The organism is Halanaerobium salsuginis (assembly GCF_900114545.1).
Taxonomy (GTDB): domain Bacteria; phylum Bacillota; class Halanaerobiia; order Halanaerobiales; family Halanaerobiaceae; genus Halanaerobium; species Halanaerobium salsuginis.
Map to the genome: position 1 here is coordinate 132,659 of NZ_FOTI01000001.1, position 23,972 is coordinate 156,630.

Annotated in this window: 34 protein-coding genes; 30 read left to right on the top strand and 4 right to left on the bottom strand. The window is 29.9% G+C overall.

Annotated elements, in window-relative coordinates; genetic code table 11:
- The first annotated feature begins 261 nt into the window (after positions 1-261).
- From BMZ74_RS00670 to BMZ74_RS00775, 22 genes are all read left to right on the top strand, one after another.
- Entirely contained in the window at positions 262-1,950 is a 1,689-nt protein-coding gene (locus BMZ74_RS00670) for a GspE/PulE family protein (RefSeq protein WP_089858089.1), read from the top strand.
- Positions 1,951-1,972: 22 nt separating this feature from the next.
- Positions 1,973-3,004, top strand: a complete 1,032-nt coding sequence (locus BMZ74_RS00675; RefSeq protein ID WP_089858092.1) for a type II secretion system F family protein — start codon at positions 1,973-1,975, stop codon at positions 3,002-3,004.
- Between the two features lie 21 nt (positions 3,005-3,025).
- A complete protein-coding gene (locus BMZ74_RS00680; RefSeq protein WP_089858095.1) occupies positions 3,026-3,457 on the top strand; it encodes a type IV pilin protein in 432 nt (143 codons plus the stop codon).
- Positions 3,458-3,463: 6 nt separating this feature from the next.
- Positions 3,464-3,958, top strand: a complete 495-nt coding sequence (locus BMZ74_RS00685; RefSeq protein WP_089858098.1) for a GspH/FimT family pseudopilin — start codon at positions 3,464-3,466, stop codon at positions 3,956-3,958.
- Positions 3,948-4,364, top strand: a complete 417-nt coding sequence (locus BMZ74_RS00690) for a pilus assembly FimT family protein (RefSeq protein WP_089858100.1) — start codon at positions 3,948-3,950, stop codon at positions 4,362-4,364. Before BMZ74_RS00685 ends, BMZ74_RS00690 begins: the two co-directional genes overlap by 11 nt.
- Positions 4,333-4,851 carry a PilW family protein gene (locus BMZ74_RS00695; protein ID WP_089858104.1) on the top strand — a complete coding sequence of 173 codons (519 nt, stop codon included), beginning with the start codon at positions 4,333-4,335 and terminating at the stop codon, positions 4,849-4,851. The genes BMZ74_RS00690 and BMZ74_RS00695 overlap by 32 nt, the downstream gene beginning before the upstream one ends.
- A gap of 47 nt (positions 4,852-4,898) precedes the next feature.
- Entirely contained in the window at positions 4,899-5,276 is a 378-nt protein-coding gene (locus tag BMZ74_RS00700) for a hypothetical protein (RefSeq protein ID WP_089858107.1), read from the top strand.
- A 5-nt stretch (positions 5,277-5,281) separates the two neighbouring features.
- Positions 5,282-6,025, top strand: a complete 744-nt coding sequence (locus tag BMZ74_RS00705) for a hypothetical protein (RefSeq protein ID WP_089858110.1) — start codon at positions 5,282-5,284, stop codon at positions 6,023-6,025.
- A complete protein-coding gene (locus BMZ74_RS00710; protein ID WP_089858113.1) occupies positions 6,019-6,471 on the top strand; it encodes a hypothetical protein in 453 nt (150 codons plus the stop codon). The genes BMZ74_RS00705 and BMZ74_RS00710 overlap by 7 nt, the downstream gene beginning before the upstream one ends.
- A 25-nt stretch (positions 6,472-6,496) precedes the next feature.
- Positions 6,497-6,964, top strand: coding sequence for a hypothetical protein (locus tag BMZ74_RS00715; protein WP_089858116.1), 468 nt, complete (start codon positions 6,497-6,499; stop codon positions 6,962-6,964).
- On the top strand, positions 6,954-7,691 hold the full coding sequence (locus tag BMZ74_RS00720) for a hypothetical protein (RefSeq protein WP_089858118.1): 738 nt from the start codon (positions 6,954-6,956) through the stop codon (positions 7,689-7,691). Before BMZ74_RS00715 ends, BMZ74_RS00720 begins: the two co-directional genes overlap by 11 nt.
- Positions 7,678-9,030, top strand: a complete 1,353-nt coding sequence (locus BMZ74_RS00725) for a type II secretion system protein GspD (protein ID WP_089858121.1) — start codon at positions 7,678-7,680, stop codon at positions 9,028-9,030. Before BMZ74_RS00720 ends, BMZ74_RS00725 begins: the two co-directional genes overlap by 14 nt.
- An 87-nt stretch (positions 9,031-9,117) precedes the next feature.
- A complete protein-coding gene (gene aroB / locus BMZ74_RS00730; protein WP_089858124.1) occupies positions 9,118-10,719 on the top strand; it encodes a 3-dehydroquinate synthase in 1,602 nt (533 codons plus the stop codon).
- Positions 10,701-11,147, top strand: a complete 447-nt coding sequence (aroQ, locus tag BMZ74_RS00735; RefSeq protein ID WP_089858126.1) for a type II 3-dehydroquinate dehydratase — start codon at positions 10,701-10,703, stop codon at positions 11,145-11,147. Before aroB ends, aroQ begins: the two co-directional genes overlap by 19 nt.
- Complete coding sequence (locus BMZ74_RS00740; protein WP_089858129.1) at positions 11,147-12,214, top strand: M24 family metallopeptidase; 1,068 nt, start codon at positions 11,147-11,149, stop codon at positions 12,212-12,214. Before aroQ ends, BMZ74_RS00740 begins: the two co-directional genes overlap by 1 nt.
- 74 nt (positions 12,215-12,288) lie before the next feature.
- The gene (efp, locus tag BMZ74_RS00745; RefSeq protein WP_089858132.1) at positions 12,289-12,852 is read left to right on the top strand and encodes an elongation factor P; all 564 of its coding nucleotides are present in this window, start codon (positions 12,289-12,291) and stop codon (positions 12,850-12,852) included.
- 27 nt (positions 12,853-12,879) lie between these two features.
- A complete protein-coding gene (locus BMZ74_RS00750) occupies positions 12,880-14,007 on the top strand; it encodes an NAD(P)/FAD-dependent oxidoreductase (RefSeq protein ID WP_089858137.1) in 1,128 nt (375 codons plus the stop codon).
- Between the two features lie 35 nt (positions 14,008-14,042).
- The gene (locus tag BMZ74_RS00755; RefSeq protein ID WP_089858138.1) at positions 14,043-14,477 is read left to right on the top strand and encodes an Asp23/Gls24 family envelope stress response protein; all 435 of its coding nucleotides are present in this window, start codon (positions 14,043-14,045) and stop codon (positions 14,475-14,477) included.
- A 36-nt stretch (positions 14,478-14,513) separates the two neighbouring features.
- Positions 14,514-15,053 carry an alkaline shock response membrane anchor protein AmaP gene (gene amaP / locus BMZ74_RS00760; protein ID WP_089858141.1) on the top strand — a complete coding sequence of 180 codons (540 nt, stop codon included), beginning with the start codon at positions 14,514-14,516 and terminating at the stop codon, positions 15,051-15,053.
- 12 nt (positions 15,054-15,065) lie between these two features.
- A complete protein-coding gene (locus BMZ74_RS00765; RefSeq protein ID WP_089858145.1) occupies positions 15,066-15,302 on the top strand; it encodes a DUF2273 domain-containing protein in 237 nt (78 codons plus the stop codon).
- Between the two features lie 39 nt (positions 15,303-15,341).
- Positions 15,342-15,752, top strand: a complete 411-nt coding sequence (nusB, locus tag BMZ74_RS00770) for a transcription antitermination factor NusB (RefSeq protein WP_089858148.1) — start codon at positions 15,342-15,344, stop codon at positions 15,750-15,752.
- A gap of 118 nt (positions 15,753-15,870) precedes the next feature.
- On the top strand, positions 15,871-17,073 hold the full coding sequence (locus BMZ74_RS00775) for a pyridoxal phosphate-dependent aminotransferase (protein ID WP_089858151.1): 1,203 nt from the start codon (positions 15,871-15,873) through the stop codon (positions 17,071-17,073).
- Positions 17,074-17,766: 693 nt separating this feature from the next.
- On the opposite strand, the gene BMZ74_RS00780 is transcribed toward BMZ74_RS00775, so the two are convergent.
- The 4 genes from BMZ74_RS00780 to BMZ74_RS00795 all read right to left on the bottom strand — a co-directional run bounded on the left by BMZ74_RS00780 (position 17,767) and on the right by BMZ74_RS00795 (position 20,671).
- Positions 17,767-18,900, bottom strand: a complete 1,134-nt coding sequence (locus tag BMZ74_RS00780; protein ID WP_089858154.1) for a tyrosine-type recombinase/integrase — start codon at positions 18,898-18,900, stop codon at positions 17,767-17,769.
- Positions 18,901-19,012: 112 nt separating this feature from the next.
- Positions 19,013-19,345: a M78 family metallopeptidase domain-containing protein gene (locus BMZ74_RS00785; protein ID WP_089858157.1), complete on the bottom strand. Its 333-nt coding sequence runs from the start codon at positions 19,343-19,345 to the stop codon at positions 19,013-19,015.
- Positions 19,346-19,372: 27 nt separating this feature from the next.
- On the bottom strand, positions 19,373-20,251 hold the full coding sequence (locus tag BMZ74_RS00790) for a hypothetical protein (RefSeq protein ID WP_089858161.1): 879 nt from the start codon (positions 20,249-20,251) through the stop codon (positions 19,373-19,375).
- Positions 20,252-20,278: 27 nt separating this feature from the next.
- Positions 20,279-20,671: a helix-turn-helix domain-containing protein gene (locus tag BMZ74_RS00795; protein WP_089858165.1), complete on the bottom strand. Its 393-nt coding sequence runs from the start codon at positions 20,669-20,671 to the stop codon at positions 20,279-20,281.
- A 159-nt stretch (positions 20,672-20,830) separates the two neighbouring features.
- On the opposite strand from BMZ74_RS00795, the gene BMZ74_RS00800 reads away from it, so the two are divergent.
- From BMZ74_RS00800 to BMZ74_RS14430, 8 genes are all read left to right on the top strand, one after another.
- Positions 20,831-21,034 carry a helix-turn-helix transcriptional regulator gene (locus BMZ74_RS00800; RefSeq protein ID WP_089858168.1) on the top strand — a complete coding sequence of 68 codons (204 nt, stop codon included), beginning with the start codon at positions 20,831-20,833 and terminating at the stop codon, positions 21,032-21,034.
- Between the two features lie 30 nt (positions 21,035-21,064).
- On the top strand, positions 21,065-21,850 hold the full coding sequence (locus BMZ74_RS00805; RefSeq protein WP_089858171.1) for an antA/AntB antirepressor family protein: 786 nt from the start codon (positions 21,065-21,067) through the stop codon (positions 21,848-21,850).
- Complete coding sequence (locus BMZ74_RS00810) at positions 21,851-22,171, top strand: hypothetical protein (protein ID WP_089858174.1); 321 nt, start codon at positions 21,851-21,853, stop codon at positions 22,169-22,171.
- Between the two features lie 15 nt (positions 22,172-22,186).
- Positions 22,187-22,501, top strand: a complete 315-nt coding sequence (locus BMZ74_RS00815) for a hypothetical protein (RefSeq protein WP_089858175.1) — start codon at positions 22,187-22,189, stop codon at positions 22,499-22,501.
- Positions 22,502-22,723 (top strand): hypothetical protein, encoded by a 222-nt coding sequence (locus BMZ74_RS00820; RefSeq protein WP_089858178.1) that lies wholly within the window; start codon positions 22,502-22,504, stop codon positions 22,721-22,723.
- 12 nt (positions 22,724-22,735) lie between these two features.
- Positions 22,736-23,065: a helix-turn-helix domain-containing protein gene (locus tag BMZ74_RS00825; RefSeq protein ID WP_089858182.1), complete on the top strand. Its 330-nt coding sequence runs from the start codon at positions 22,736-22,738 to the stop codon at positions 23,063-23,065.
- A 71-nt stretch (positions 23,066-23,136) separates the two neighbouring features.
- Positions 23,137-23,739 (top strand): helix-turn-helix domain-containing protein, encoded by a 603-nt coding sequence (locus tag BMZ74_RS00830; protein WP_089858184.1) that lies wholly within the window; start codon positions 23,137-23,139, stop codon positions 23,737-23,739.
- A complete protein-coding gene (locus tag BMZ74_RS14430) occupies positions 23,739-23,900 on the top strand; it encodes a hypothetical protein (protein WP_177181324.1) in 162 nt (53 codons plus the stop codon). The genes BMZ74_RS00830 and BMZ74_RS14430 overlap by 1 nt, the downstream gene beginning before the upstream one ends.
- Positions 23,901-23,972 lie beyond the last annotated feature (72 nt).

Genomic DNA, 23,972 nt, shown 5'->3' on the forward strand with positions numbered 1-23,972 from the left:
ATTATAACTGCGGGTTTTTTATACCTGCAGTTTTTTTATTTAAAAATAATTTGGGCAAATTGCCTAAAATATTGCGGATGTAATATATATTTATTGGCAATATTACAATTTTTCTATTTTTTTGAAAAAAATAGAAAAATAAGCAGGAAATATTTTTAGAGCCTAGAATATATAATTCATACTAGAAAAAAATTACAATTAAGCATTAAATTAAAAATAAACATTTAAACTAACTAAAAAAGCGAGGAGAGATATTTTTTTATGGATAATTTTTTCCAATTTATTACTAAAAAAGTTAAAATAGGAAATAAAGAGAAGCTAGAATTAGAAAAATGCTATCAAGAATATTCTCTAGGAAAATTTAGCAATATGCTTAAAAAAACTATTTCAATAACTGAGCAAGAATTACTTGAAATTATGGCAGATTATTTTTGTCTGGATTTATTTACTAAAGAAAATTTAAAGTTGGAATCTAATTTTGAACAGCTTTCCTTAGAAGAAGTTGAAAAAAATAAGTTAATTATTTTAAAGAAAACAGATCAATTTTTGACTTTAGGTAGTTTATATCCTATAGAACCTCTTATTATTGAAAAATATCGATATAAATTTAATAGAGAAATTAAAAATGTTTTGATGAGCCAAAAAGATTTTAAACAAATTAAAGCAATAGTTTATCACAATTATTTTAATGTTGACTCTAAAGATATTCTAAAAGATTATTCTTTTTTAGATAAGTATAATCAGCGTGATTTAAATAGCTTAAAAAAACTAGTTAAAGATGCGCCTGTTGTCAAATTGTTGGATAAGATATTACAGGAAGCAATTTCACTAACAGTAAGTGACATTCATCTAGAAAAGAAGGCAGATTATTTTAAAGTTAGATATAGAATAGATGGAATTTTAAAAACTTATTATAAGCTGCCTATAGTAATTGCAGATGCTGTTATTTCACGAGTTAAAATTATGTCTGGACTTGATATAACTAATCGTCACTTACCCCAGGATGGTAAGCTTGATTTTGAATTTCAGACAGTTAATTATGATATTAGAACTTCTACAATACCTACAATCTATGGGGAAAAAGCTGTTTTAAGATTGTTAAAACGAGGTCAGCAAATGCTTGATCTTAATAAATTGAAATTTTCTAGTCATAACCTGCAGCGGCTTAAAAAGATTATTAATCATAATTCAGGAATTATCCTGTTATCAGGTCCAACTGGAAGTGGAAAAACAACAACTTTATTTTCTATTTTAAATAAATTAGCCAGCCAGACAAATAATATTATTACAATTGAAAATCCAGTTGAATATAAGCTAGATTTATTAAACCAAATTGAAGTTAATCCTGCTCAGGGGCTTAATTTTGTTACAGCTTTAAGATCAATTTTGCGTCAGGATCCCGATATTATAATGATTGGTGAAATTAGAGATAAAGAAACTGCTAAAATTGCCGTAAGGGCTGCTGTAACAGGACATCTTGTCTTTAGTACAATTCATACAAATGATAGTGCATCAGCAGTAGCCAGGTTATTGGAAATGGAGATCCCAGCTTATTTAATTAGCAGCAGCTTAAAAGGGGTAGTTGCTCAACGTTTATTAAGAAGACTATGTCCTTATTGTAAAAAAGAACTCAGGCTTAGTCTAGAAGATCAGGAATTACTTAAGATTGATCAATCCAACCAAAAAAGTAATAAGTACAAATTTTATCAGGCAGTGGGATGTCAAAAGTGTGCTCAAACTGGCTATCATGGGAGAGTAGCTATCGGAGAAGTTTTATTGGTCAGTGATAAAATCAAAGAATTAATTAATCAGAAAAGTGATAGTAATCAGATAAAACAAGCTGCTTTAAAGCAGGGTATGCAAAGCCTGTATAGAGCTGCTATTAATAAAGTTAAAATTGGTGAAAGCAGTATTGCAGAACTAAAAAGAATTGTAGACTATTCATCATAAAGTAACTACTAGGAGGTAAATAATGGCTTTAAAGATTAAAGAATTAAAACTGTTTACCACTCAGTTAGCAGTTATGCTGGATTCTGGTTTGAATCTTAAACGCAGTTTTTTTATTTTAGCTAATCAAGAAGGAAAGCAGGAAAAAAATGAAATCTATAGTTTAATTTTGCAAGATTTAGAGTCAGGTTTAAGTTTAACTGAATCTCTTAAAAAAACAGAGCTTTTTCCAGATTTTTTTCTAGCAGTCATTAATGCAGGAGAGAAAAGCGGCAGTTTGGCCCAGGTTTTATTAAGTATGGAAAAACATTATCAAAATCAATTGGAACTTAATCATGAAATTAAAAAAAGTACTTTTTATCCTCTAACAGTACTTATAACTGTTTTTATAGCTGCTGTAGTCATTGTTAAATTTGTTTTACCAGTTTTAACTGATTTATTTAATCAATTTCAGGGTGAACTCCCTTTTTTAACTAGATTGTTTTTAGATTTAGCTGTTTTGATCAATCATTATTTAGTAGTAATTATTATTTTAGCTATCTTGCTTAGCTTTGTATTATTTTTTAGTTATAGATATTTTCAACAGCAGGGATTATTAAGCAAATTAATTTTAAAGATACCGCTGTTATCTGATTTATATCGCAGTTTTATCTTAAGTAAGATAGGTTCATATTTAGCAATTTTATTAAAAAGTGGTTTGAATTTAATAGCTGCACTCAATTTATTAGAGGGAATAATTGTTGATTCTCAATATAAAAAATTTATTAAACAGACAATTTTAGAAATTTCTAAGGGGAGCTCTTTAGTGAATTCTTTTGCTAAACAAGAATTTATTCCAGATTATTTTTATTATCTTCTTTTAACTGGTCAGGAGACTGCCCGAATGGAGAGTATGTTAGAAAGAGCAGGTGATTATTATTATACAAGACTAAAAGATAAAACAGAGTTATTGCTGCAGTATTTAGAGCCTCTATTAATTTTACTAACTGCTATTTTTGTCTCTCTACTTGCTGCAGCTGTAATAATGCCCATGTTTCAAATCTACTTATTAATTTGATTTAAAGAAGAGGAGGAAGATATGTCAAAATTAAAAGAATTATTAAATAATAATGCTGGTTTTACATTAATTGAACTGCTGATTGTAATTACTATCTTAGGAATTCTAATGTCAATAGCTATTCCTGCCCTGGGAGGTATAAAATCAAAAGCAAATGATACTGTAGCAAAAGCAGATCTACACAATATAATGCAGAGCTTAGAAATATATTATCTTGAAAATGGAGAATATCCTGCTTATAGTAGCGAAAATACTCTCGATAACGTAGCAGAACTAACTGATTTAAAAATAAAAAATGATGCTAGTTACTATTATTATCAAAGTGATCTAGGCAGTAACGCTCAGCAATATTTAATATATTTTCAAAATAAAGATGATGATTATTACTACATTTCAACAGCGGAATCAAGTCTGGCTGGGCCAATAAATAGTAAGCCAGCTCTTGATTCATAGAAATAAATGGAAAAATTAATTAAAAATAAGCAGGGTTTTACTCTCTTAGAATTATTATTTATTTTAATAATTATTTCAATTATGATGAGCTTTGCTTTGCCTGTAGTTCATAAAGATGATTTTACTATGAAACAGCTAGTTAGAAAATTGGCACTTGATTTTCGCTGGGCTAGAAATAAGGCTATTTTGGATAATCAGTGTTATATTTTTAAGATTTATAGTATTAATCCAGATTCCAATCAAGAACGAATTCCCTATTATTTTTATATTGAAAAAGACGGTAAGGAGATTATAAAAAGAAAAGGAAGTTATCCAGCTAATTTAATACTTTATAAGACTCAAAACTATCAACCTGTAACAGAAAATTATTATGACTGGATTAGATTTAATAGTACTGCAACTGCTCGTGCCAGTACAATAGCCTTTTCTCGCCCAGAAAATAATTCTAAAAAATATGCTATAACAATTAATCAATTAGGGAGGATAAAAATTGAAGAATGAATCAGGTTTTACTTTATTAGAAATAATTATAACAATTTCATTAGCTGGTATTGTGCTGGCAGTGATGAGCAAGACTATTAAGACTGGGCTTGACATGCAGAGCTTTTTAAATGATCGAAATGCAATTATCAGCTGGTCAGAGTCAGTTTTAGCTGCCTATAATAATAAAGATGATCTGGCAGAAGGAGTTGCAAATAGTAATAACAGTGAATTAATAAAAAAGCTAGAAATTCTTGAACAAAAATCTTTGCCAAAAAGTTATCAATTAACCACAGTTAAGATAGATAATTATCAAAAAGATAATATAACTTATGCTGGTTTATATAAACTTAAAATAGATGTTGATTATAAATTAAAGAATAAGGAGCAGAGATATGAGCTTATCTCACTTTTGCAAAAAAAATAGCCTTGACTCTAAGCAGGGGTTTTCTTTAATTGAAGTTTTAGTTGCACTTGTAATTTCAACTCTTATTTTTAGCGTATTTCTACAGCTTATTTTAGATATTTATCAGCAAAATGATATTTTTAATCTTAGTTCTAGCTGGCAGCTTGATAGTTATCTTGCTCTAGATTTTATTAGTCAGCAAATCGAAAATTCTAAACAGGTAAAGGTGGTTAATGAAAATGAAATTAATCTTTTTAGTTATTACAGAGGTCAATATTGCTGGTTGAAATTTTGTCCTTATACAGATCTAACTGGTCAGCTTAATCTTGGCAGAAAATTAGGTAGTGATAATTTGAATAAACAAGATTTTGGCAAAAATCTAGCTTTAATTGATGATATAAAAAGTTTTAAAATAACTTGTTTATCAAATAATCTTTTAAAAATAGAATTAATTTTAGGAAATAAAAAACATAATTTAGCAGTAGCTAAAATTATTAATTTAAATTAAAAAAGCAAACTGCTGCTATTTAATAGTTAAATAGAAAGGTGATTTAAATGTTTAAAAATAGTGGATATATTTTAATATTAAATTTAATATTACTTTCTTTAATTCTACTTTTCATTCCTATTTTAGTTCAGATAGAAAGAATAAATTTTAAAATAACAAATAATAGACAGTTTTGCAGCCAAAATAAAATTGCTGCTTTATCTGGGATTGAATATCAGTTATATCTTTTAAAAGATAAGCAGACTTTAAGTAAAAGGAAATTAATTTTAAATGATAAATTAACAATAGATATTGAAGGAGGTGAGAAGAATGACTATTATTTATTAGAATCAGCAGCTGGGAAAATAGGAAATGGATATCGAGTTATTGCTCAGATTGATAAAGAAAATTTGGAAGTAATTACAAAAACAATAATAAGGAGATAATAATTATGTTAAATAAATATTTTTCAATTACAATACCTGGCCTGGAGAAACTTAGAAATGTGGTTGTTAAAGTTAAAGGTGACCAAATTAATTTTATTAATGGAATAAATAGAGTAGATTCAATTGGAAAAATAAAGAAATTCAACTATAACTGTCATTATATAGTTTTATTACCAGCAGAATCTATTTTTTATAATTCAATAACTTTAGCAGAAAGAAACCCCTATAAAGTTAGTGAAAAGAGCTTTATGCCAAAAGTAGCACCACAATCAGAGGCAGATTTTGCTGAGAATTTTTATTATGATTATTTAGAAACTGTTTCTGAATCAGAAGGAACTAGAGAAATAAAACTATTTGCAGTAAAGAGAAAACTACTTGATTCATTGACAACTGAACTTGATAAACATAAAAATAATTATCTTGTTTCAGCATTGCCAGTAGTTATTTTTGCTGTTATAAATAAAATATTAAATAAAAAAAATTATCTGCTCTATTATAAAATAAATAAAAAGTATACCCTTTTGACTGTTAGAAACAATAAACTTGATTTATTACAATCAGGAATTAAATCAGAAAATTTACAGCCTGAAATAGATAAAACAGTTAAGTATTATTTAAATAGTTTTAAACTTGATTTAGATTTGATTGAAGGAAGTAGTAAACTGCTTAAATTAGGAAAATTTATTGATTTAAAAGCAGATGATTTTGCTTTTTTAACTGCTTTATTTTGGAGTGTAAATAAATGCTAATTGTTTTTAAAAAAAATGAGATTAGTTTTAAAAATAAACTGGTAAAATTAATATCTATACTGCTTATTTTTGCTGTAGGAGTTAGTTTTTGCTTTAATACATACTTAGATAAATGTATAAATAATGCAAAACAGGAATTAAATTTAAATAAATCAAAAGTAAATAAATATCTAACATTATTAAAAGTTAAGAATAAGTCTAAACTTCAAGAGCAGTTAAATAGTTCTATAATTAAGAAGATAGCTTATTATAATAATAAATTAATACTTGATTACATAGAACTTAAAAATAAAAAACTTCTTATTGTTGGTAAAACTGCTAATAAAAAATATATTTTTAACTTTTTAAATAAATTGACAGCAGATACGTCTTTTAATAATTGTGAATTGAGAAGTTTAAAACAGCTCAATATTTTTATTTTTAAAATATCTGCAGATCTAGGTTAGCTAATTAGAATGGGGGATAGAAGTAATGTCCATAAAGATAAAAAAAATAATAAGTTACTTTTTAGTAATTATCTTAATTTTACTTTTAGCGCAGCAATTATTAATTTTGAAAACTAATATTGAAAAAAACTTTCAATTAAAATCTACTAATCAGTCTGTTTTAAATGAGTTGCTATTATTAAAAATAAAGTACTCCAAAAAAGCGAAAAAAACTCATTCTTCTGATAGTCAAAATGATAAACAAGAATTCGATTATTTTTTAAATGAAATTCAATCCTATAATTTAAAATTAATTAACTATCAAAAAAACAAAAGTGAATTAGCTTTAAATTTAACTGGTGATTTTACTTCTATTCTTTATTTTTTAACTGATCTTGAAAAAAATTTTTCTTCCTTAAAGTTAAAAAGATTAAAATTACAAAAAAACTCTAATAAATTAGTTCTATTTTTGAAAATAAAGAGATTAAAACGAGTTGATTTAAATGAAAAATAAAGTACTTTATAAATTAAGTGGAATTTTAATAATACTTTTGTTTGTAGGAATAGTTATATTAAATTTATTTAGCCCATTTAATATAACTTCTGGTAAAACAAATAAAAAATCAGAAAAAGCAGGTGAAATTATCCAGAGCAGATCGTCAAATCAGTTAGACTATCAGGATCAGCAAGTTTTACCCCAGATAAAAAGCAAAAAAGAAATAAATTCAAATAATAAAAACGAAGAATTACAAAAAAGCAAGTTGTTAATTGAAACTTCAAAACTGCAAAATCCATTTTATGCTCCGCAATTATCAGAAGAAAAAAAAGATAAATCAAAGTATATAAATGTTTCTAAATCAGGAGGTTTATTAGTTCCTACTACAGAACTTATTAATAAAAATAATGACTCTTTTTTTGACTATAAAATGAAGTATTCTCCAGACAATAAGCTTAAAATAACAGCTAATTTAGCTAAAAAAAATATAACTAAACTTAAAAAATCTAAAGAAAAAATTAAATTAGTTAAACTACCCTTTAAGCTATTAGGAATAATCAGGAATAAAAGAAGGGCTCAAATTATAATAGCTTATCAGGGTAAAATATTAATTAAAGAATGTGGAGCTGAAATTGGTAAATTTAAAATAAAAGAAATAAAAAAACATGAAATAGTTAGCTGCTATAACAATAAAAAAGATTTTATAATTAAACTCTGGAAGGATGATAAGAATGAAAAAAAGTAGCAGATTATTTTTGATTATGATTTTGCTAATAATTATGTTATGTAGCTGTTTTGATTCAGTTCAAGCAGTTGCAGATAAGAATTTAAAAAATCCAAAAATAGATATTAATTTAAAGAAAGTGGATTTAGAAACTGCCTTAATTTCTCTAGCTAATTTGGCTGATAAAAATTTAATTTGTGATAAATCAGTTAAAGGGAAAATAACTGTTATTTTAAATAAAATTAAATTTTTAGCAGCACTTGATTTAATAACTGATAGCTTTGATCTTGGTTATTTTGAGAAAGACAATACTATTTTTGTTAGTTCAGCTAAACGGCTTAATGAGATTAATAAAACTATTATAACTAAGAACTTTGATTTAAAATATTTAAGTTCAGAGAGAGTAATTAAAATTTTACAGAAAAATTATCCAGATTTAAAATTAGTTAATTTAAATAGTGCAGGAATAGTTATAACCGCTGATCAGAAAAAGTTAAAGGAAATAGCTGAGTTTTTGACTAAAATTGATCAGCCTCAAAAACAGGTTTTAATAAAAGCAAAAGTTATCGAAATAAGTAGAACTAAGGTTAAGGAATTAGGCATAAATCCTGATCAAATAACTAGACTTGAATTAATAAAAGACGATCAGGATAATTTATCAAAACTTAAATTAAGTTGGCCTGAAACTTTAAAAGCACTGACTGAAAAAGGATTAACTAAAGTATTGGCCAATCCAAGTCTTATGACTTTAGATAGAAAGAAAGCTAAATTAATTATTGGAGATCAAATTCCAGTTAAATTAGAAAGCGTAGAGGATGATAAAACAGTTTCTACCCTAAAATATATTGAAGGCGGAATAGTTTTAGAGTTTTTGCCTAAAGTTTTAACAAATAATACTGTTTTGCTTGAAGTTAAACCGTCAATTAATAGTCTGGGTAAAGTATTAGCTGATGGATTACCCTCAGTTAATTCACGCAGTGCAAGTACTACAGTTTTATTAGAAAATGGACAGACACTTGCAATTGGCGGTTTAATGAAAAATGAAAATCTGGAAACTGTTTCTAAGTTACCTATACTTGCCGATTTACCTATTTTAGGCAGTGTCTTTTCTGAAAAAAGTAAAACAAAGTTAAAAACAGAATTAATCATTTTTATAACACCTAAAATTATTAATTCTACTTCAGAAAATTTGGTAAATCATAAAATAATTAAAAAATCACAGTCAGAAAATATTCGATTGGAAAAAAATAAATTAAAAAAGCAGGATTTAGATTCAGAAAAGGAGAATATTAATAATAAGCAAAAATATCCTTTTAAAAGTTTAACTGCAGCAGAACTTAGAGAAATTTTAGCTAGATAAAAGGATATTAGTTCTCTTTAGAGAACTTTAATTCAGGGGAAACCCTGAATTTTCTTTTAGAATTTGAGTATTAGAGGAGGCTGAGTAGTGAAAATAGTTTTAACGGGTTTTATGTTGGCTGGGAAAACAACAATTGGTAATTTATTATCTGAGGAATTAGGGATTAAATTTTATGATAGTGATCAGCTAATTAGTGAGCAAGAAGGGCTTACTATAAAAGAGATTTTCAAATTGAAGGGAGAAGCTTATTTTCGTAAGCTAGAAAAAGAAGTAATTACTAAATTACTATATTCTGACGGAAGTTTTGTGCTTTCACCTGGTGGTGGAGCAGTTTTAAATGAGCAGCTTAGAGAATTATTTAATTATAAAGCAGAAAGTTTTTGCCTGGATATTGATGCCAAAACTGTTCTAGAAAGATATAAAAATTCTAAAGTAATACGTCCTCTTCTAGAGGTTAAATCACCTTTATTAAAAGTAAAAGAATTGTTAGAAGAAAGAGCAGATTATTATCAACAAGTTAATTATCACATAGATAGTACTTGCTATTCTCCAGAAGAGATTGTAGAGATAGTAATTAATAAATTAGCTGAGGAAAGACTATCTATAGAAATTCAAAATAAGAATTTTTCTTATCCTGTTAGTATTAATAAAAACTTTAATGAATTTACTTTTGCTGATATTTTAACTAAAGTTAGAGGGCGAAAGGTATTTCTTTTAGCTGATAAACTTGTCCTTGATTTGCACGGCCATGATCTAATTAATTTATTAGAAGAAGAAGCTGAAGTTATTACATATGCTTTAACTGCTGGTGAAGAAATAAAAGATTTAAATTACCTTGCCCAGTGTTTTGCCAAACTTTATGAGCATAATTTTAGTCGTTCTGATTATTTAATAGCATTTGGTGGTGGAACAATAGGTGATCTAGGAGGCTTTGTTGCTTCAACTTTTTTGCGAGGAATAAAATTGATTCAGCTTCCAACTACCTTAATTTCTCAGTTAGATAGTAGTGTAGGTGGGAAAACAGGTGTTAATTATCAGGATACTAAAAATTTAATTGGAAGTTTTTATCAGCCAGAAATTGTTTATTATCAATTGGAATGGCTTAAGACATTAGCTATGACAGAAATAAAGTCTGGTCTGGGAGAAATTATTAAATATGCTATTTTAGATGGTGAATCTTTGTTTTCGATTTTAGAAAACAATAAGCAGCAGGTTTTAAATTTAAATGAAGATATTATGCTTAAAATTGCCCGGATGTCTCTTCAGCTAAAAGACTATCATGTCAGATCTGATGTTAGAGATCGTGGTTTAAGAAAGAAACTTAATCTTGGTCACAGCTTTGGTCATGCAGTAGAAGCAGCAGAAAAGTTCAAGTTTAAACATGGGGAAGCTGTAGTAATGGGGATTGCTTTCACTGCTTTTTTATCAAATAAAATTGGCAGTTTAAGTAAAAAATCATTTACTAGAATTATTAATTTAATCCAAAATTATGGCTACGAAATTTTCCCATCTGAAGAGATTGATGCAGCTCAATTAGCTTCTTATCTTGTTCATGACAAAAAGATAAGTGACAATAAGCTCTGGTGGGTATTGATTAATGATATTGGATCTACATATCTAAGTGATCGTTTTAATCAGCAGAATATCCAACAATACATGGAGGAATATTTATGCAGAGAGTGGCAGTAATTCATGGACCAAATTTAAATTTGCTTGGTTTAAGAGAGCCAGAGATATATGGAACAACTGATCTAGCAACTTTAAATAATGATCTTGCAGCTAAGGCTGCTGAGCTGAATTTAGAATTAGATATTATGCAAAGTAATCATGAAGGTGAAATAATAGATTATCTGCATAATAATTTTAAATCTCTGGCTGGAATAGTTATTAATCCAGCCGGATTGAGTTTGACAAGTGTTGTATTGCGAGATGCTCTAGCTGCTGTTCGGTTGCCAGCAATAGAGGTTCATATTGATAATATTTATAAAAAAGATGATTTTCGTCAAAAGTCTATTACAGCAGCTGCTACTGTTGGCCAAATAACGGGTTTAGGCGCTTTTGGTTATTTATTAGCTCTAGAAGCAGTTGCCGATATTTTACGGAGGGAAAAATACTAATGCAAACTAGAATAGAAAAATTAACTAAAATTATAAAAGAAAAAGAAATAGAAGCATTTTTAGTTACCAGAAGAGAAAATGTTAGATATTTGACTAATTTTACTGGAACAGCAGGTAAAGTTTTAATAACTGATCAAGAATGCATTTTTATTACTGATTTTCGTTATCTTGATCAAGCAGCTGAGCAGACTGATGGCTGTGTTATTGAAGAAATTAGTGGAGAATTTATGAGTGGCTTTAAAAAGCTTCTCGACAAAAAATCAATTAAAGAATTAGCTTTTGAAAGTGAAGATTTAAGCTATCAACTTTACCGTGCCTTTGAAAACAAATTAAATTTAGATAAATTAATTCCTACTAGTAATTTAGTAGAAAATTTGCGTCTTATTAAAGATGAAACTGAACTGGCAAAAATTAAAGAAGCTGTTAGAATTGCTGATCTTGGCTTTGATTTCTTACTTGAATTTATTCAGCCAGGGATAACTGAAAAAGAGATTTCACGGGAATTGGAGTTTTTTATGAAAAGAGAAGGTGGAGAAGCTAATGCCTTTGATTTTATAGTAGCTTCTGGTAAAAGAGGTGCGCTTCCTCATGGGGTAGCTAGTGATAAAAAAGTAGCAAAAGGTGATTTGATTACAATTGATTTTGGAACCGTTTATCAGGGCTATCATTCTGATATTACCAGGACTTTAGCAGTTGGTGAACCTGAGCCTAAATTAAAAGATATTTACAATTTAGTTTTAACTGTTCAGAAAAAAGTGATTGATGAGATAAAACCAGGGATGAGCTGTCTGAAAGCAGATAAGATTGCGCGTGATTTTATTACTGCAGAGGGTTATGGTAAAAACTTTGGTCATGGATTAGGGCATGGTATTGGCCTGGAGATCCATGAAGGCCCCAGATTATCCTATACGGCAGATAAAACTTTGCAGCCGGGAATGGTTGTTACTGATGAACCAGGAATTTATATTTCTAACTTAGGTGGAGTAAGAATTGAGGATGATCTATTAATTACTAAAGATGGCTGTGAAGTATTAAACAAAGCTCCCAAGGAATTAATCATCCTTTAGGCAAATAATTTGTTTAACAGGCTATTTTCTGCTATAATTAAGCTGCAGAATAAAATAGTGGAGGTGTTCTAATTTTGATATCAACAAATGATTTTAATACAGGTTTAACAATAGAACTAGAAGGTGATGTTTATCAAGTAATAGAGTTTCAACATTCTAAATCAGGTCGCGGAAGTGCATTTGTTAGAACAAAATTAAGAAATGTAGAAGAAGGTTATGTGATTAATAAAACTTTTAAGGCCGGTGAAAAGGTAGAAACTGCTCATGTTGAAAAAAAGAAAATGCAGTTTTTATATTGGGATGGTAATGATTATATATTTATGGATAATGATACCTATGAACAATTTCATTTAAGTGATGAACAATTAGGGAATAAGATTCAATATTTAAAAGAAAATATGGAGCTTGATATTTCTCTTTATCAAAATAGACCAATTGATATTGACTTACCAACTTTTGTTGAACTTACAGTAACTGATACACAGCCAGGAATTCGGGGTAATACAGTTTCTGGTGGCAGTAAACCTGCGACTATGGAAACCGGGCTTGTTGTACAGGTGCCTTTGTTTATTAATGAGGGAGATGTAATAAAGATTGACACTCGTAGTGATGAATATATTGAAAGAGCCAGTAAATAAAATTTAAATCTAGCAAGGGGGAAGATTATGAACTATGTAATCATTGGTGCATCAGCTGCTGGTGCATCAGCTGCTAAAGAAATTGCTAAGAATAGAGATGAATCTGATCAGATACTTATTTTTACAGATGAAACTTATCCGTTTTATTATCGCCCCCGTTTAATTGAATGTCTTTCTGGGGAAGTTGAAGTTGAGGATATAATTATTAATGATGCTGAATGGTTTGCTGAGCATGATATTGATCTGCATTTATCTGAAAAAATAACTGAAATTGATCTAGAAAATAGTTTGATTAAAAGTGCTAAAAATAGTTATCAATATGATAAACTTTTATTTGCAAATGGTTCTACCTGTTTTGTGCCTCCATTTTCTGGAGTTGAATTGGATAATATTTTCACTTTGAAAAAAGCTGCTGATTTAAAAGAAATTAATGCTGCCGCTCAACAGGCAAAAAAAGTTGTTGTTGTAGGGGGAGGATTATTAGGCCTTGAAATGGCATATAATTTTAATAAAGCTGGTCTGGAAACTACAGTTCTTGAAGTAGCAGATTATTTATTGCCAATGCAGCTCGATGAAAAAGCTGGTGATTTATTAGAAAGCAAATTGCAGAAAAACAACATTAAAGTAATTACTGGCGCCAAGACAAAGGGGTTTACCGGGAAAAAGAAAGTGGAAAAAGTTATTTTAGAAAATGAAGAAATTGCAGCTGATCTTGTTTTAATTTCTACAGGTATTAAGTGTGATACTTGCCTGGTAGAAGATCTTGATATTAAAACTAATAAAGGTATAGTTGTGAATGAGAAGCTGGAAACTTCTTTTCCTAATGTTTATGCAGCTGGTGATCTTGCAGAATACGATAATCAGATTTATGGTATCTGGCCTCCTGCTTTAGAACAGGGCAGGATTGCAGGTCAAGTTATGAGTGGTCTGGAAAGTGAATTCACTGGTTATGTACCTTCACATAGACTTAAAGTTGCAGGAATTAATGTTGTTTCAATTGGTAATTTAAATAAAGACGGTAATTATCAGGAAAAAGTATTGCTTGATGATGATAACTATGTTAAAGTTATTGCAGATAATGATCAAAAAATAGGAGCCATTATTGTTGGACAATACTCTGAACAGAATAAGCTTCTTGCTGAAATTAAAAAATGATTTATTAAAACAGCTAAAAAGGAGGTTTTAGGATAATGAGTGAAGAAAAAAAAGAAAATTTACCAGAACAAGAAATAGAAAAAGAAAATGAAGGTAGTATTAAAATTGCTGATGAGGTAGTTGGAATTATTACTGGATTAGCAGCAACAGAAATTGAAGGAGTTGCTGGAATGAGCGGCGGACTTGCTGGTGGAATTGCTGATATGTTGGGGCGTAAAAGTCTCAGCAAAGGTGTTAAAGTTGAAGTTAGTAATCGCACTGCAATGATAGATGTCTATGTTGTTATTGAATATGGTAATTCTATTCCAGATGTTGCCTGGAAGATTCAAGATAATGTAAAACAGGCGGTAGAAGGCATGACTGGTCTTGATGTAAAAGCAGTTAACGTTCATGTTCAGGGAGTTAGTTTTCCAGAAGATGAAGTAGAAGCTGAAGTAACTGTTAGTGAAAATGAAGATGAAGAAAAATAACTTTTTTCTTTTTATAAAAAGAATGGGGGTTAGGCCATGAAAATAATCCAAAATTTATTTTCTTTTCTAATTGCATTACTGCTAATAATTGTGACAATTACTCTTGCTCTATATAGTTTTGGAATTTTAACTATTGATTTATTACCAGAGATTGTTCGCTCTACTTATAATAGCTGGCAGTATGCAATAGTCTACCTGGTTATTTTTCTAATGTCAATTTTTATTATTTATCCTTATTTTAGTGATTCTAAATTGAGATCAGCTAAGCTGCTCAGTTCAGAATCAGGAGATATTAGTATTACCATTACAGCTTTAGCTAACCTAATCGAAGAAAGAGTAGAAAACAAAGAAAATTTTTCTGATATTAAAATAAAAATTGAAGAGGCTGCAGCTGGTTTAAATATTATTTTGAGTGGTAAATTGACTGTGCCAGGAAACATTGCTGAAATTAGTGAAAGTATTCAGCGTGATTTACAGACCTATATTAAAGAAACTACTGGAATTCAGGTTGAAAAAATCCAAATAAATATTTCGGCTGTTGAACAGACAAATAAACTACCCGAAAATGTTGAATGAGGTGGTAGATAAATGGAAAAAGATCAGTTGAAAGATAAACTAATCCAATTCTTATATCTAAACAGAAAGAAAATTTTTGGTACTCTATTAGGATTATTTGTAGGAATTTTAATTTTACTAATCGGTTTTTTTAAAACATTACTTTTAGTAATAACTACAGTAATTGGATATTATTGTGGCTTGCGCTGGAATTTAGAAGAAGATTTAAAAAATCTGATTTTTAAAGTCATCCCTGAAAAATTTAAATAATAAAATTGAAATAGTGTTAAGAAATGAGGTAATCTTTTTATGCAAAAAGTTTCACGACATAAACAGCGCATCTGGGCTCTACAAATTTTATATGGACTTGATATTCGTAAAAAACTTGATCAGGAAACTGCTCGTCAGAGCTATCAAAAATTTGTATTGGCAGAAGGTGTAATTGAAAAGACAGCAGCTGAGCTTTATGTTAAAGAGCTTTTATTTGGTATTATAATGGAACTTGAATTGCTTGATGCACAAATTGATCGTTATGCGATTAATTGGAATATTGAGCGAATGTCAGTTATTGATCGTAATATTTTAAGAATTGCTGTTTATGAGATTCAACATGAAATTCCAGTTGGAGTAGCTATTAATGAGGCAGTTAAGGTTGCTAAAGAATTTGCTGATGATAGTTCTCCTGCTTTTATCAATGGAATACTTGCTAAATTTGCTTAGATGAGAGCTGACTGCTCTCATTTTTGTTTTTTATAAATTTTTATGGTATATTTATTTAGTAACAAAAGTACTTGAACTCAATTACTCAACAAAAAGAAGATTTTAATGGGGTGTTAAAATGGAGTATTCAACTAAAATAGCAAAAATTGAAGAATCAAAAACTATAGCAGTTAGCGCTAAAGCTGCCAGTTTAAAAAAGTCTGGCAATAATGTAATTAGTTTTGGGGTGGGAGAGCCTGATTTTCCTACACCTGAACTTATTAAAAAAGCTGCTGGAGAAGCAATGCAAAAAAATATGACTGGTTATACTTCGGCAGCAGGATTACCTGAGCTGAAAGCAGCAGTTATCAATAAATTTGCTGCTGACTATAATTTTAAATACACAATGGATGAAGTAATTATTTCTAATGGTGGGAAACAGGTACTTTTTAATGGACTTGCTGCTATTTTAAACCCAGGTGATGAAGTAATTATTCCTAAACCATATTGGGTTTCTTATCCAGAAATTGTTAAACTGGCTGGTGGTAAACCAGTTTTTATTGAGACACAGAAAGCTAATAATTATAAAATGACAGCAGCAGATTTAACTGCACATATTAATAATAATACAAAAGCTATAATTTTAAATTCACCCTCAAATCCTGATGGTCATTTCTATTCTGAAGCGGAAATTGCTGCATTAATAGATGTCTTAAAAAATACCGAATTATTTATTATAAGTGATGAAATATATGATAAATTACTTTATGACAATCAGCAATTTGTTTCGCTAGTCCAGCAATATCCTGAACTAAAAGCAAGAATTTTAGTTGTTAATGGAATGTCAAAAACTTATGCTATGACTGGTTGGCGGGTAGGTTTTGGCTTTGCTAATGCTGATTGGATTAGTAATATGGCTAAAATTCAGAGCCACACAACTTCTAATGTAAATACAATTGCTCAATATGCGAGTAAAATAGCTCTAGAAACTGATCAGTTAACTAAAATAATTGCAGAGCGTAGACAGGTCTTTCAGCAGCGTAGAGATCTGGTAGCAGATTATTTAACTGAAATCCCTGGATTAGAATTTATTAAACCACAGGGAGCATTTTATTATTTTATAGATATTTCTGCTCTTCTGGGTAAGAAATTTGACGATAAAATCCTGAATTCTTCACTAGATTTTGCTGATGTATTACTAGAAGCTGTTAAAGTAGCTGTAGTGCCCGGTGTTGCTTTTGGAATGGATAATTTTATTAGAATATCATTTGCTTTAAATGAAGAAGACATAAAACAAGGTTTAACTAGATTAGCCGACTTTGTTGAGCAGCTATATAACTAAATAATTAGTTAAGATTAAAAGTCACTTTTATAAAGGTGACTTTTTTTATTTGCCAAATAAAGGTTTTGTTTTGTAGATGCTGAAATAATTATATAGTAAGGATGAGCTATTTTGAATTAATTACTTAAAATCTATGTTTAAATAAATAAAAAGGCACAACTCAGATAATGAGTAGTGCTCAAAGTAAGAAGTTGAGAGGTTCAAAAAAGAACAAGATGGATAGCTGCTTTTGGATTAAAATAAATCAACCAGACATAGAGCTGGTCTTTCTTTTGCAATAATATCAAATATATAGGAAAGTGCGCTATAATAATTAAGTTAAAATATCATTAAACATTTTTCTTTACAGGCAGCTTGTAGGTAAGTGCTGTTAGAGTCCATTTTATAGCAAATAAAAAAAAGAGCCTCAATGGCTCCAATTATAGCTGCAATATTTTGCTTTAATTTAGCTGGTGCGAAAGGAGGGATTCGAACCCTCACGGTCGTGAGACCACTAGACCCTGAATCTAAATTAGCGGGGTTTCATACAAAACTATAGATATTTCAAACCTCTGTTAGTTCCATTATAGCAGGGGTTTTATTTTTTATATATTCTTAAATTGTCAGCAAACATTTATTTTATGCAGGCAGCTCGCAGGCAGAGATTTTATCTAAATGCAAAAGTGGTGGCCAGGTGGGGACTCAAACCAAAAATTAAAAAATATCGTCTAATTTATTCACTGCTGAATTTTTACTTTTATCAGAAACATGGGTGTAAATATCAGCTGTAGTGGACCTTAAAGTGTGACCTAAAAGTTTTTGAATGGTTTGTATATCCTGTCCATTTTCTTTTAATATTGAAGCAAATGAGTGCCTTAGGCTGTGGAATGTATATTGATCCATATCTGCAGCCCTTGCATATCTTTTAAAAGCATGACTAATAGAGTCTGGATCTGGAGGAGTGCCATCTTTCCTGGCAAATACTAAGTTATTTTTATTATAATTCTTTAACATTAGCTCAGTTTTGATTTGAACCTGCTCTTTTTTTATGTTTCTTAAAAGATTATATACTTTTTTTGAGAAGGGAACACTTCTAACCAGGTTGTTTTTAGTAGTTTCTTGAATAAAAGTCTGGCCGCTGGTCCTAAGTAAAGATTGCTTTACAAGTATTGTTCTGCTATCAAACTCAATCAAATCCCATTGTAAACCTAATATTTCTCCTCTTCTTAAACCAGTTCTAGCTGCAAATTCAAATAATCTTCTATAATACTTATTATCCACTGTCTTTAAAAATCCTTCTAATTTTTTTGAATTCATATATTTAGCTTCTTTAGTTACTTTTTTAGGCGGATCTACAAGTTCGGCTGGATTTATCTTAATCATTTTCCATTTTAAAGCGTTACTAAAAGCTTTGTGCATGATTGAATGATGGTATCTAACAAATCTATTAGAAAGACTTTCTCCCGTTGTCAAATTCCCCTTTTTAAGTTTATGATCATAGTAATTTTCTAATAATATTGGTTTATCTATTAACTCTCCCAGAGTATATTCACCAAGAATAGGGAGTATATGTCTTTCAATTACATGTTTATAATTTTCATGAGTAGAAGGTTTTAATCTTTTTCTATGATTTTCTAACCAATCTAAAAGAAAATCTTCAAGCTTTATTTTTCTTCCTTCAAAAACACCGCTTTTTATTTCTCTTTCCATTTTATTCATAATTTCTTTAGCTTTATCTTTCTTAGCATTAACAGTCTTATAAATAAAATTTCGTTCACCATCCGGATCAGGTTCTAACTCAATTACAATTTGATATTTTTTCTTTCCTCTTTTTCTTAAATGTGACATCACAAATCCTCCTTATTTGTTGTTTGGAATTCACTATTTATATTAATTAAGTGAGTGATTATATACATTTGTTCGCACAATGTGTAAAAAAATAAGAATGTATGTTCGTATATTAAGTAAAAAAATTAGCTGCCATCAACCTGGCAAAACGATTAGCATTCTTTTCAATTGAACAATGCTGCATATCCAAACCTATAATGTATCCTAAATTAGGCATATCGCAAACAATATGCTCGACTTCGTGCAAGAAAACTTCTTTTTGTAGCTCAGAAGTTAAACTATCATTGATGATCACAAAGTATTTTTGAGTTGAAGAGAGGTACACGAAACCGTATACCTCTGGATTTAATGGCAAGAAAGTATGAAATATATTGTTTTCCCTGGCCCATTCCTGATAATTGATGTATGTACGCTGTAATGCAGTGCGAATTTTTTTATCTCTCATTCTTATGCACCCCTGATTCAGATTATTTTACCAAGTCTCTGCATCTCTAGCTGCTTGTTCTTGTTTATATTCCTCTAACCAATCTTTATATCTTGCCATCATTTTTCCACTTTCAAAAGTAATAGAGGCGGCGCTATCACCAAAACTAACTTCTCTATGCAATTTTATATTTGTTCTTTTATAAGTCCAGTCAACACTATTGGTCAAAAAACCCATGGAACCTTCTCCCTCACCATATCTTGTTTCTAGCATTCTTTCAGCATGATCATAATCATCAAAATCTAAAATCAACATAATTCTAGCTAAGTTATCTCCAAAAAAATAATATCTTATTTCCCACAGTTTAAGGCTGCCTAATTCTAAATTTTCATTTTCTCTTTGATAAACTTTCAATCCAAAATAATCTTCTTCCATTTCTTTTACTTCTTTATATTCTCTTCTAACTAATTCAAAACCCTTATTTTCCTCTAAGAATTCCAAACAATCTTCCCACGCAAATTCTCTAAATATCGTTTCTGTTTTTGATATACGAAGATTTTTTATAGGTATTAATCCCTCTAAATTTGAATAAAAGAATAACTCCTTTGTATTTGCATCAATAACAAAGTTTATCAAGTTCACAGAAGTCCTGACTTTGGGATCTCCATTTATGTTACTTACATTTATAAAATATTTGTCTTCGCCAACTTCGCTTACATCTCTAAAATTAAGCGAATAATCAAGATCATTGCCAGTCTTTCTATTCCATCTTAAATTTTCGGACTCAATATAAGCTTTAAATTTATCAGAAGAAGTCAAAGTTTGTTTTGCTTCTTCTTTAGAAAGCTGTTTAGCTTGAATTGGTGAAAATGCAATAAACATTACAATTATAAATATAACCGGGATTAAATATTTGTTTTTTAACATAATATACCACTCCTTAAGTAAAGTATATCACTGATTGCCCTGCTCTTCATCCTCAATCGCTTTAATTATTCTGATGATCTGCTTTATAGCATCATCATCTAAATCTTTTGTCTGCTTAAACAGCAATTGTAAGTTTTCCCTTTGGAAAATTTGCTCCCATGTTTCTTGCAGTTCTGGATCATCAGAGATTGCTTTTTTAATTTTGTCAGCGGGAGACCGCTCATCAGTACGCCCAAGCAAATAATCAACTGTTACATTAAAGTGATCGGCTATTTTTTCTAAAGTATCATTATCAGGCTTTCTTGCACCCGATTCATACTGAGTAATTGTAGGGCGGGAAACTCCCAGATACTCAGCTAATTCTTTTTGATATAAATTTTTTTCTTTTCTCAATTTTTTTAACCTATCTGAGAATTTCATTTATGTCACCTCAGTTAGAATATTATCATAATAAGTAACTTAAAGAAACAAATGTAACAAAAAGTATAAAAAAATTTCAAAAAAGACTTGACAAGTTTCTATTTGTAACCTATAATATTAATTAGAAAGTAACACATTGAAACTTAAGGAGGTGATTGTATGAACATTAAGAAACTAAAAAAATTAAGAAAAAACAATGATTTAACCCAAAAAGATGTTGCAGAATTAATTGGAATTTCAAGGCCTATGTATAACATGATAGAAAACGGCATACGCAATCCTTCTTTAGAGGTAATGCAAAAAATTGTAGATTTATTTGGTGAAGAGGCAAAAGATATTTTTTTTAATAATGGAGTTGCATAATGAAACTTAAGCACAGAAAGGAGATTTTAAATGAATGATCTAAAAGTTTTAGAAAATAAATTAATACCAGTTTATATTACAGATGAAGGTGAAAAAGTAGTTGATGCTAGAGAACTACATGATTATTTAAATGTTGATACTCCGTTTAGAAAATGGGTTAAAAGAAGAATAGAAAATTATTCTTTTGAAGAGGATTTAGACTTTTCGACATTTTTGTCCGAAAGTAATGGCGGCCGCCCAAGCAAAGAATATATTTTAAGTTTAGATATGGGGAAAGAATTGGGGATGGTGGAGAGGAATCTACAAGGAAAGAAAATAAGAAAGTATTTTATAGAAGTTGAAAAGCGAGCTAGAAATTTAGTCCAGAATACTCAATCAGTCGATGGCAAACATTTCGCTCTAGAATCTTCAAAATTATTAATGCCATTAATGGAAGAATTACAATTAAGCGCAGTATCTAAAATGACAGCTGTAAAAAAATTATATGAAGAAGCTGGGATTCAGCTTCCTTTTCATGTACAGCTTCCTGATAATCTTTTAACTTGCACTGAAATAGCTAAGAAAATAGGTGTTTACAGCAATTCTGGTAATCCTCACTCTCAAGCGGTAGGTGCAATTATTAACGAAATAAACATTCATCCTAATGAAGTTGAAACAACATTGGGGAGTAATGAAAAACACCAATACGCTCAACAACAGTATTATCCATCTGTTTTAGACAAGGTCAAAGGTTGGCTAACAATCAAGGGTAAGCCAAATAGGATTGAAACATCTTCAAGAAATTATAATGTTAAATATCTTAAAGGAGGGCACTAAATGCCAAAATTTATTAAATTGAATGAACAAATTGTAAATGTTGATCAGGTAGCAAAGGCAGAATTTATTTCAGACGATATTTATGAGGGATTGTTTCCGGATGAAATGGTTGACTGGGTTCCTTTTGAATTTGGGAAAATAACCTTGAAATCTGGCGAAGAAATCAGCTTGATACTGGACTTATATAAACCAGAGAAAGGCCAAACTAATGAAGAATGGGAAAGTCTTTATAGGTCTTTTATTAATAGAATGTGGCAAAAATTAATGGATTCTCTTGGAGAAATTGAACCAATATTAGGGCTTGAATATAAGGAGGCATAGAAAGGGGGTTAAATTTTGAATAAAGAGACTCATAACTTAAAAGTTTTAGAAATCACTGTTGAGAGATTAATCAATGTTTATAAAATAACCGAAGTTCCTGAGTTCAAAGATGATGTTGAAAAACAAATCAGAAAAGCAGCAATGACAACTGGCGAGCAGGTTTTATTTGATTATGCAAATGAGAGAAACGCTGAACTAATGAGCCTTGATTATAGGTTGAGCCATATAGAAGCTGCTAAAAATATTCTTAAGGAACTTGAAAGAGAGGTTAATGAACAGCGGAATGAATTAATTGAAAAGTTAAACTCGGGAAATGAGGAGGGAAATTAATTGGAAAACATCTTAATAGACATGTTCAAGCAATTCAATGACCAGGTGGATGGAATCTATTTTGTTGACAGAGTCAATAAGGAGCTTAAATTTGTCAAAGGTGATAAATGCGACAGTATTTGCCCGCTAGAAGAGATTGAAAGTGCTGAGTTTGCTAATGACATGATTGTTCTTGAAGGCAGCGGCAACTGGAATCTGACTGTAAATGGCCCACAATTTTAGGAGGTGAAATAGATGGGAATGCTCGAACAAATAGCAAAAGACTTAGAAGAACTGAAAGAGAAACTTGATAAGCTTCCGGCTTTAGGTTTGGGGCCATCACCGGAAATGGAGAGTAAGTTTAAAGATAAGGAGGGTTTAAAAGCGGAGGAGGCAGCAGAATATTTGGGAGTTGGGAGGTCTTCGATACTCAGACATAAAGAGCAGCTGCCACATGCTTATCTAGGAAGCAGATTAATATTTCCTAAATCAGTTTTGAGAGAGTGGTTGGAAGAAAAATCAATGGAAAATGTTGAGACAGATGTTATCGAAAAAGAAGATTATATTCTTAGGAAGTTATCTTAAGTTAATTATAGTCTTCAGATTATTCACAATCAATGGCTTAAGGTGCTAAAAATTACAAAGGAGGGAAAGTTATGAATATTATTGGTGAAGCAATTAGAGAAGAGTTGAAAAGAGAAGGTTTAACACAGGAAAAGGCTTCAAATGAATTAGGTGTTGATCGGACAGCATTGTCAAAGTATATTAATGGTCATTTAAATGTCCCGAGTGATATAAAAAATAAGTTGATTAATGATACTAATAGCGCTCGATTATTATTAGCTTTTAATGGCAGCACTTTTAGATGTGTTGACTTAGACGGGGTAAAAAAAGATTTTTACACTTCTTCAAATAAGCTCATTGAAGAATTAGAAGAGATTATTGAAAGTATTAAAAAAGTTCAAAAGTTTTTTCATAATGCAGAATCTATTGAGGATTTAAATGATAAGCAAGTAGAAAAATTTGAAAAAATGATGGAAGAAGTAGGAGATGGGTTCTTCGCTTGCATCACTATTGATAGTATTTGTAGCGATATGGGGGCCGATCTAAAAAAGAGAAACCTAAGATGCTTAATAAAATATCACGAAAGAGGGTATCTATCAGACTCGATATTTAAAGAGGCCCTCCAAAGGAATGGTTTAAGCCAGGATTTCATAGACAAATATGAGGATGCAAATGATTTGCGGGAGGCATTGTAATGAAATTCAAACTTAAGTTAAAACCGCACGAAGTTGGAAACTTAATGCACATTGTAGCTGTTCAGATTAATGACGATGGGAAAGTAATTAATGAGACTAATGTAGGATATATTGAAAGAAAATACTCAGATAGAATTGAATTTACAGAAAAGACTGATTGAGGAGGATAATCAATGACAGAGATAGAGAAGTTATTACTACAAACATTCATAATGGGAATGATCTGGATGTAT

What these genes read in the sequence shown, in the direction of transcription:
- BMZ74_RS00670 (WP_089858089.1), top strand. Translation starts at nt 262, where the DNA reads ATGGATAATTTTTTCCAATTTATTACTAAAAAAGTTAAAATAGGAAAT.
- BMZ74_RS00675 (WP_089858092.1), top strand. Translation starts at nt 1,973, where the DNA reads ATGGCTTTAAAGATTAAAGAATTAAAACTGTTTACCACTCAGTTAGCA.
- BMZ74_RS00680 (WP_089858095.1), top strand. Translation starts at nt 3,026, where the DNA reads ATGTCAAAATTAAAAGAATTATTAAATAATAATGCTGGTTTTACATTA.
- BMZ74_RS00685 (WP_089858098.1), top strand. Translation starts at nt 3,464, where the DNA reads ATGGAAAAATTAATTAAAAATAAGCAGGGTTTTACTCTCTTAGAATTA.
- BMZ74_RS00695 (WP_089858104.1), top strand. Translation starts at nt 4,333, where the DNA reads ATGAGCTTATCTCACTTTTGCAAAAAAAATAGCCTTGACTCTAAGCAG.
- BMZ74_RS00700 (WP_089858107.1), top strand. Translation starts at nt 4,899, where the DNA reads ATGTTTAAAAATAGTGGATATATTTTAATATTAAATTTAATATTACTT.
- BMZ74_RS00705 (WP_089858110.1), top strand. Translation starts at nt 5,282, where the DNA reads ATGTTAAATAAATATTTTTCAATTACAATACCTGGCCTGGAGAAACTT.
- BMZ74_RS00710 (WP_089858113.1), top strand. Translation starts at nt 6,019, where the DNA reads ATGCTAATTGTTTTTAAAAAAAATGAGATTAGTTTTAAAAATAAACTG.
- BMZ74_RS00715 (WP_089858116.1), top strand. Translation starts at nt 6,497, where the DNA reads ATGTCCATAAAGATAAAAAAAATAATAAGTTACTTTTTAGTAATTATC.
- BMZ74_RS00720 (WP_089858118.1), top strand. Translation starts at nt 6,954, where the DNA reads ATGAAAAATAAAGTACTTTATAAATTAAGTGGAATTTTAATAATACTT.
- BMZ74_RS00725 (WP_089858121.1), top strand. Translation starts at nt 7,678, where the DNA reads ATGAAAAAAAGTAGCAGATTATTTTTGATTATGATTTTGCTAATAATT.
- aroQ (WP_089858126.1), top strand. Translation starts at nt 10,701, where the DNA reads ATGCAGAGAGTGGCAGTAATTCATGGACCAAATTTAAATTTGCTTGGT.
- BMZ74_RS00740 (WP_089858129.1), top strand. Translation starts at nt 11,147, where the DNA reads ATGCAAACTAGAATAGAAAAATTAACTAAAATTATAAAAGAAAAAGAA.
- BMZ74_RS00750 (WP_089858137.1), top strand. Translation starts at nt 12,880, where the DNA reads ATGAACTATGTAATCATTGGTGCATCAGCTGCTGGTGCATCAGCTGCT.
- BMZ74_RS00755 (WP_089858138.1), top strand. Translation starts at nt 14,043, where the DNA reads ATGAGTGAAGAAAAAAAAGAAAATTTACCAGAACAAGAAATAGAAAAA.
- amaP (WP_089858141.1), top strand. Translation starts at nt 14,514, where the DNA reads ATGAAAATAATCCAAAATTTATTTTCTTTTCTAATTGCATTACTGCTA.
- BMZ74_RS00765 (WP_089858145.1), top strand. Translation starts at nt 15,066, where the DNA reads ATGGAAAAAGATCAGTTGAAAGATAAACTAATCCAATTCTTATATCTA.
- nusB (WP_089858148.1), top strand. Translation starts at nt 15,342, where the DNA reads ATGCAAAAAGTTTCACGACATAAACAGCGCATCTGGGCTCTACAAATT.
- BMZ74_RS00775 (WP_089858151.1), top strand. Translation starts at nt 15,871, where the DNA reads ATGGAGTATTCAACTAAAATAGCAAAAATTGAAGAATCAAAAACTATA.
- BMZ74_RS00780 (WP_089858154.1), bottom strand. Translation starts at nt 18,900, where the DNA reads ATGTCACATTTAAGAAAAAGAGGAAAGAAAAAATATCAAATTGTAATT.
- BMZ74_RS00785 (WP_089858157.1), bottom strand. Translation starts at nt 19,345, where the DNA reads ATGAGAGATAAAAAAATTCGCACTGCATTACAGCGTACATACATCAAT.
- BMZ74_RS00790 (WP_089858161.1), bottom strand. Translation starts at nt 20,251, where the DNA reads ATGTTAAAAAACAAATATTTAATCCCGGTTATATTTATAATTGTAATG.
- BMZ74_RS00795 (WP_089858165.1), bottom strand. Translation starts at nt 20,671, where the DNA reads ATGAAATTCTCAGATAGGTTAAAAAAATTGAGAAAAGAAAAAAATTTA.
- BMZ74_RS00800 (WP_089858168.1), top strand. Translation starts at nt 20,831, where the DNA reads ATGAACATTAAGAAACTAAAAAAATTAAGAAAAAACAATGATTTAACC.
- BMZ74_RS00805 (WP_089858171.1), top strand. Translation starts at nt 21,065, where the DNA reads ATGAATGATCTAAAAGTTTTAGAAAATAAATTAATACCAGTTTATATT.
- BMZ74_RS00810 (WP_089858174.1), top strand. Translation starts at nt 21,851, where the DNA reads ATGCCAAAATTTATTAAATTGAATGAACAAATTGTAAATGTTGATCAG.
- BMZ74_RS00825 (WP_089858182.1), top strand. Translation starts at nt 22,736, where the DNA reads ATGGGAATGCTCGAACAAATAGCAAAAGACTTAGAAGAACTGAAAGAG.
- BMZ74_RS00830 (WP_089858184.1), top strand. Translation starts at nt 23,137, where the DNA reads ATGAATATTATTGGTGAAGCAATTAGAGAAGAGTTGAAAAGAGAAGGT.
- BMZ74_RS14430 (WP_177181324.1), top strand. Translation starts at nt 23,739, where the DNA reads ATGAAATTCAAACTTAAGTTAAAACCGCACGAAGTTGGAAACTTAATG.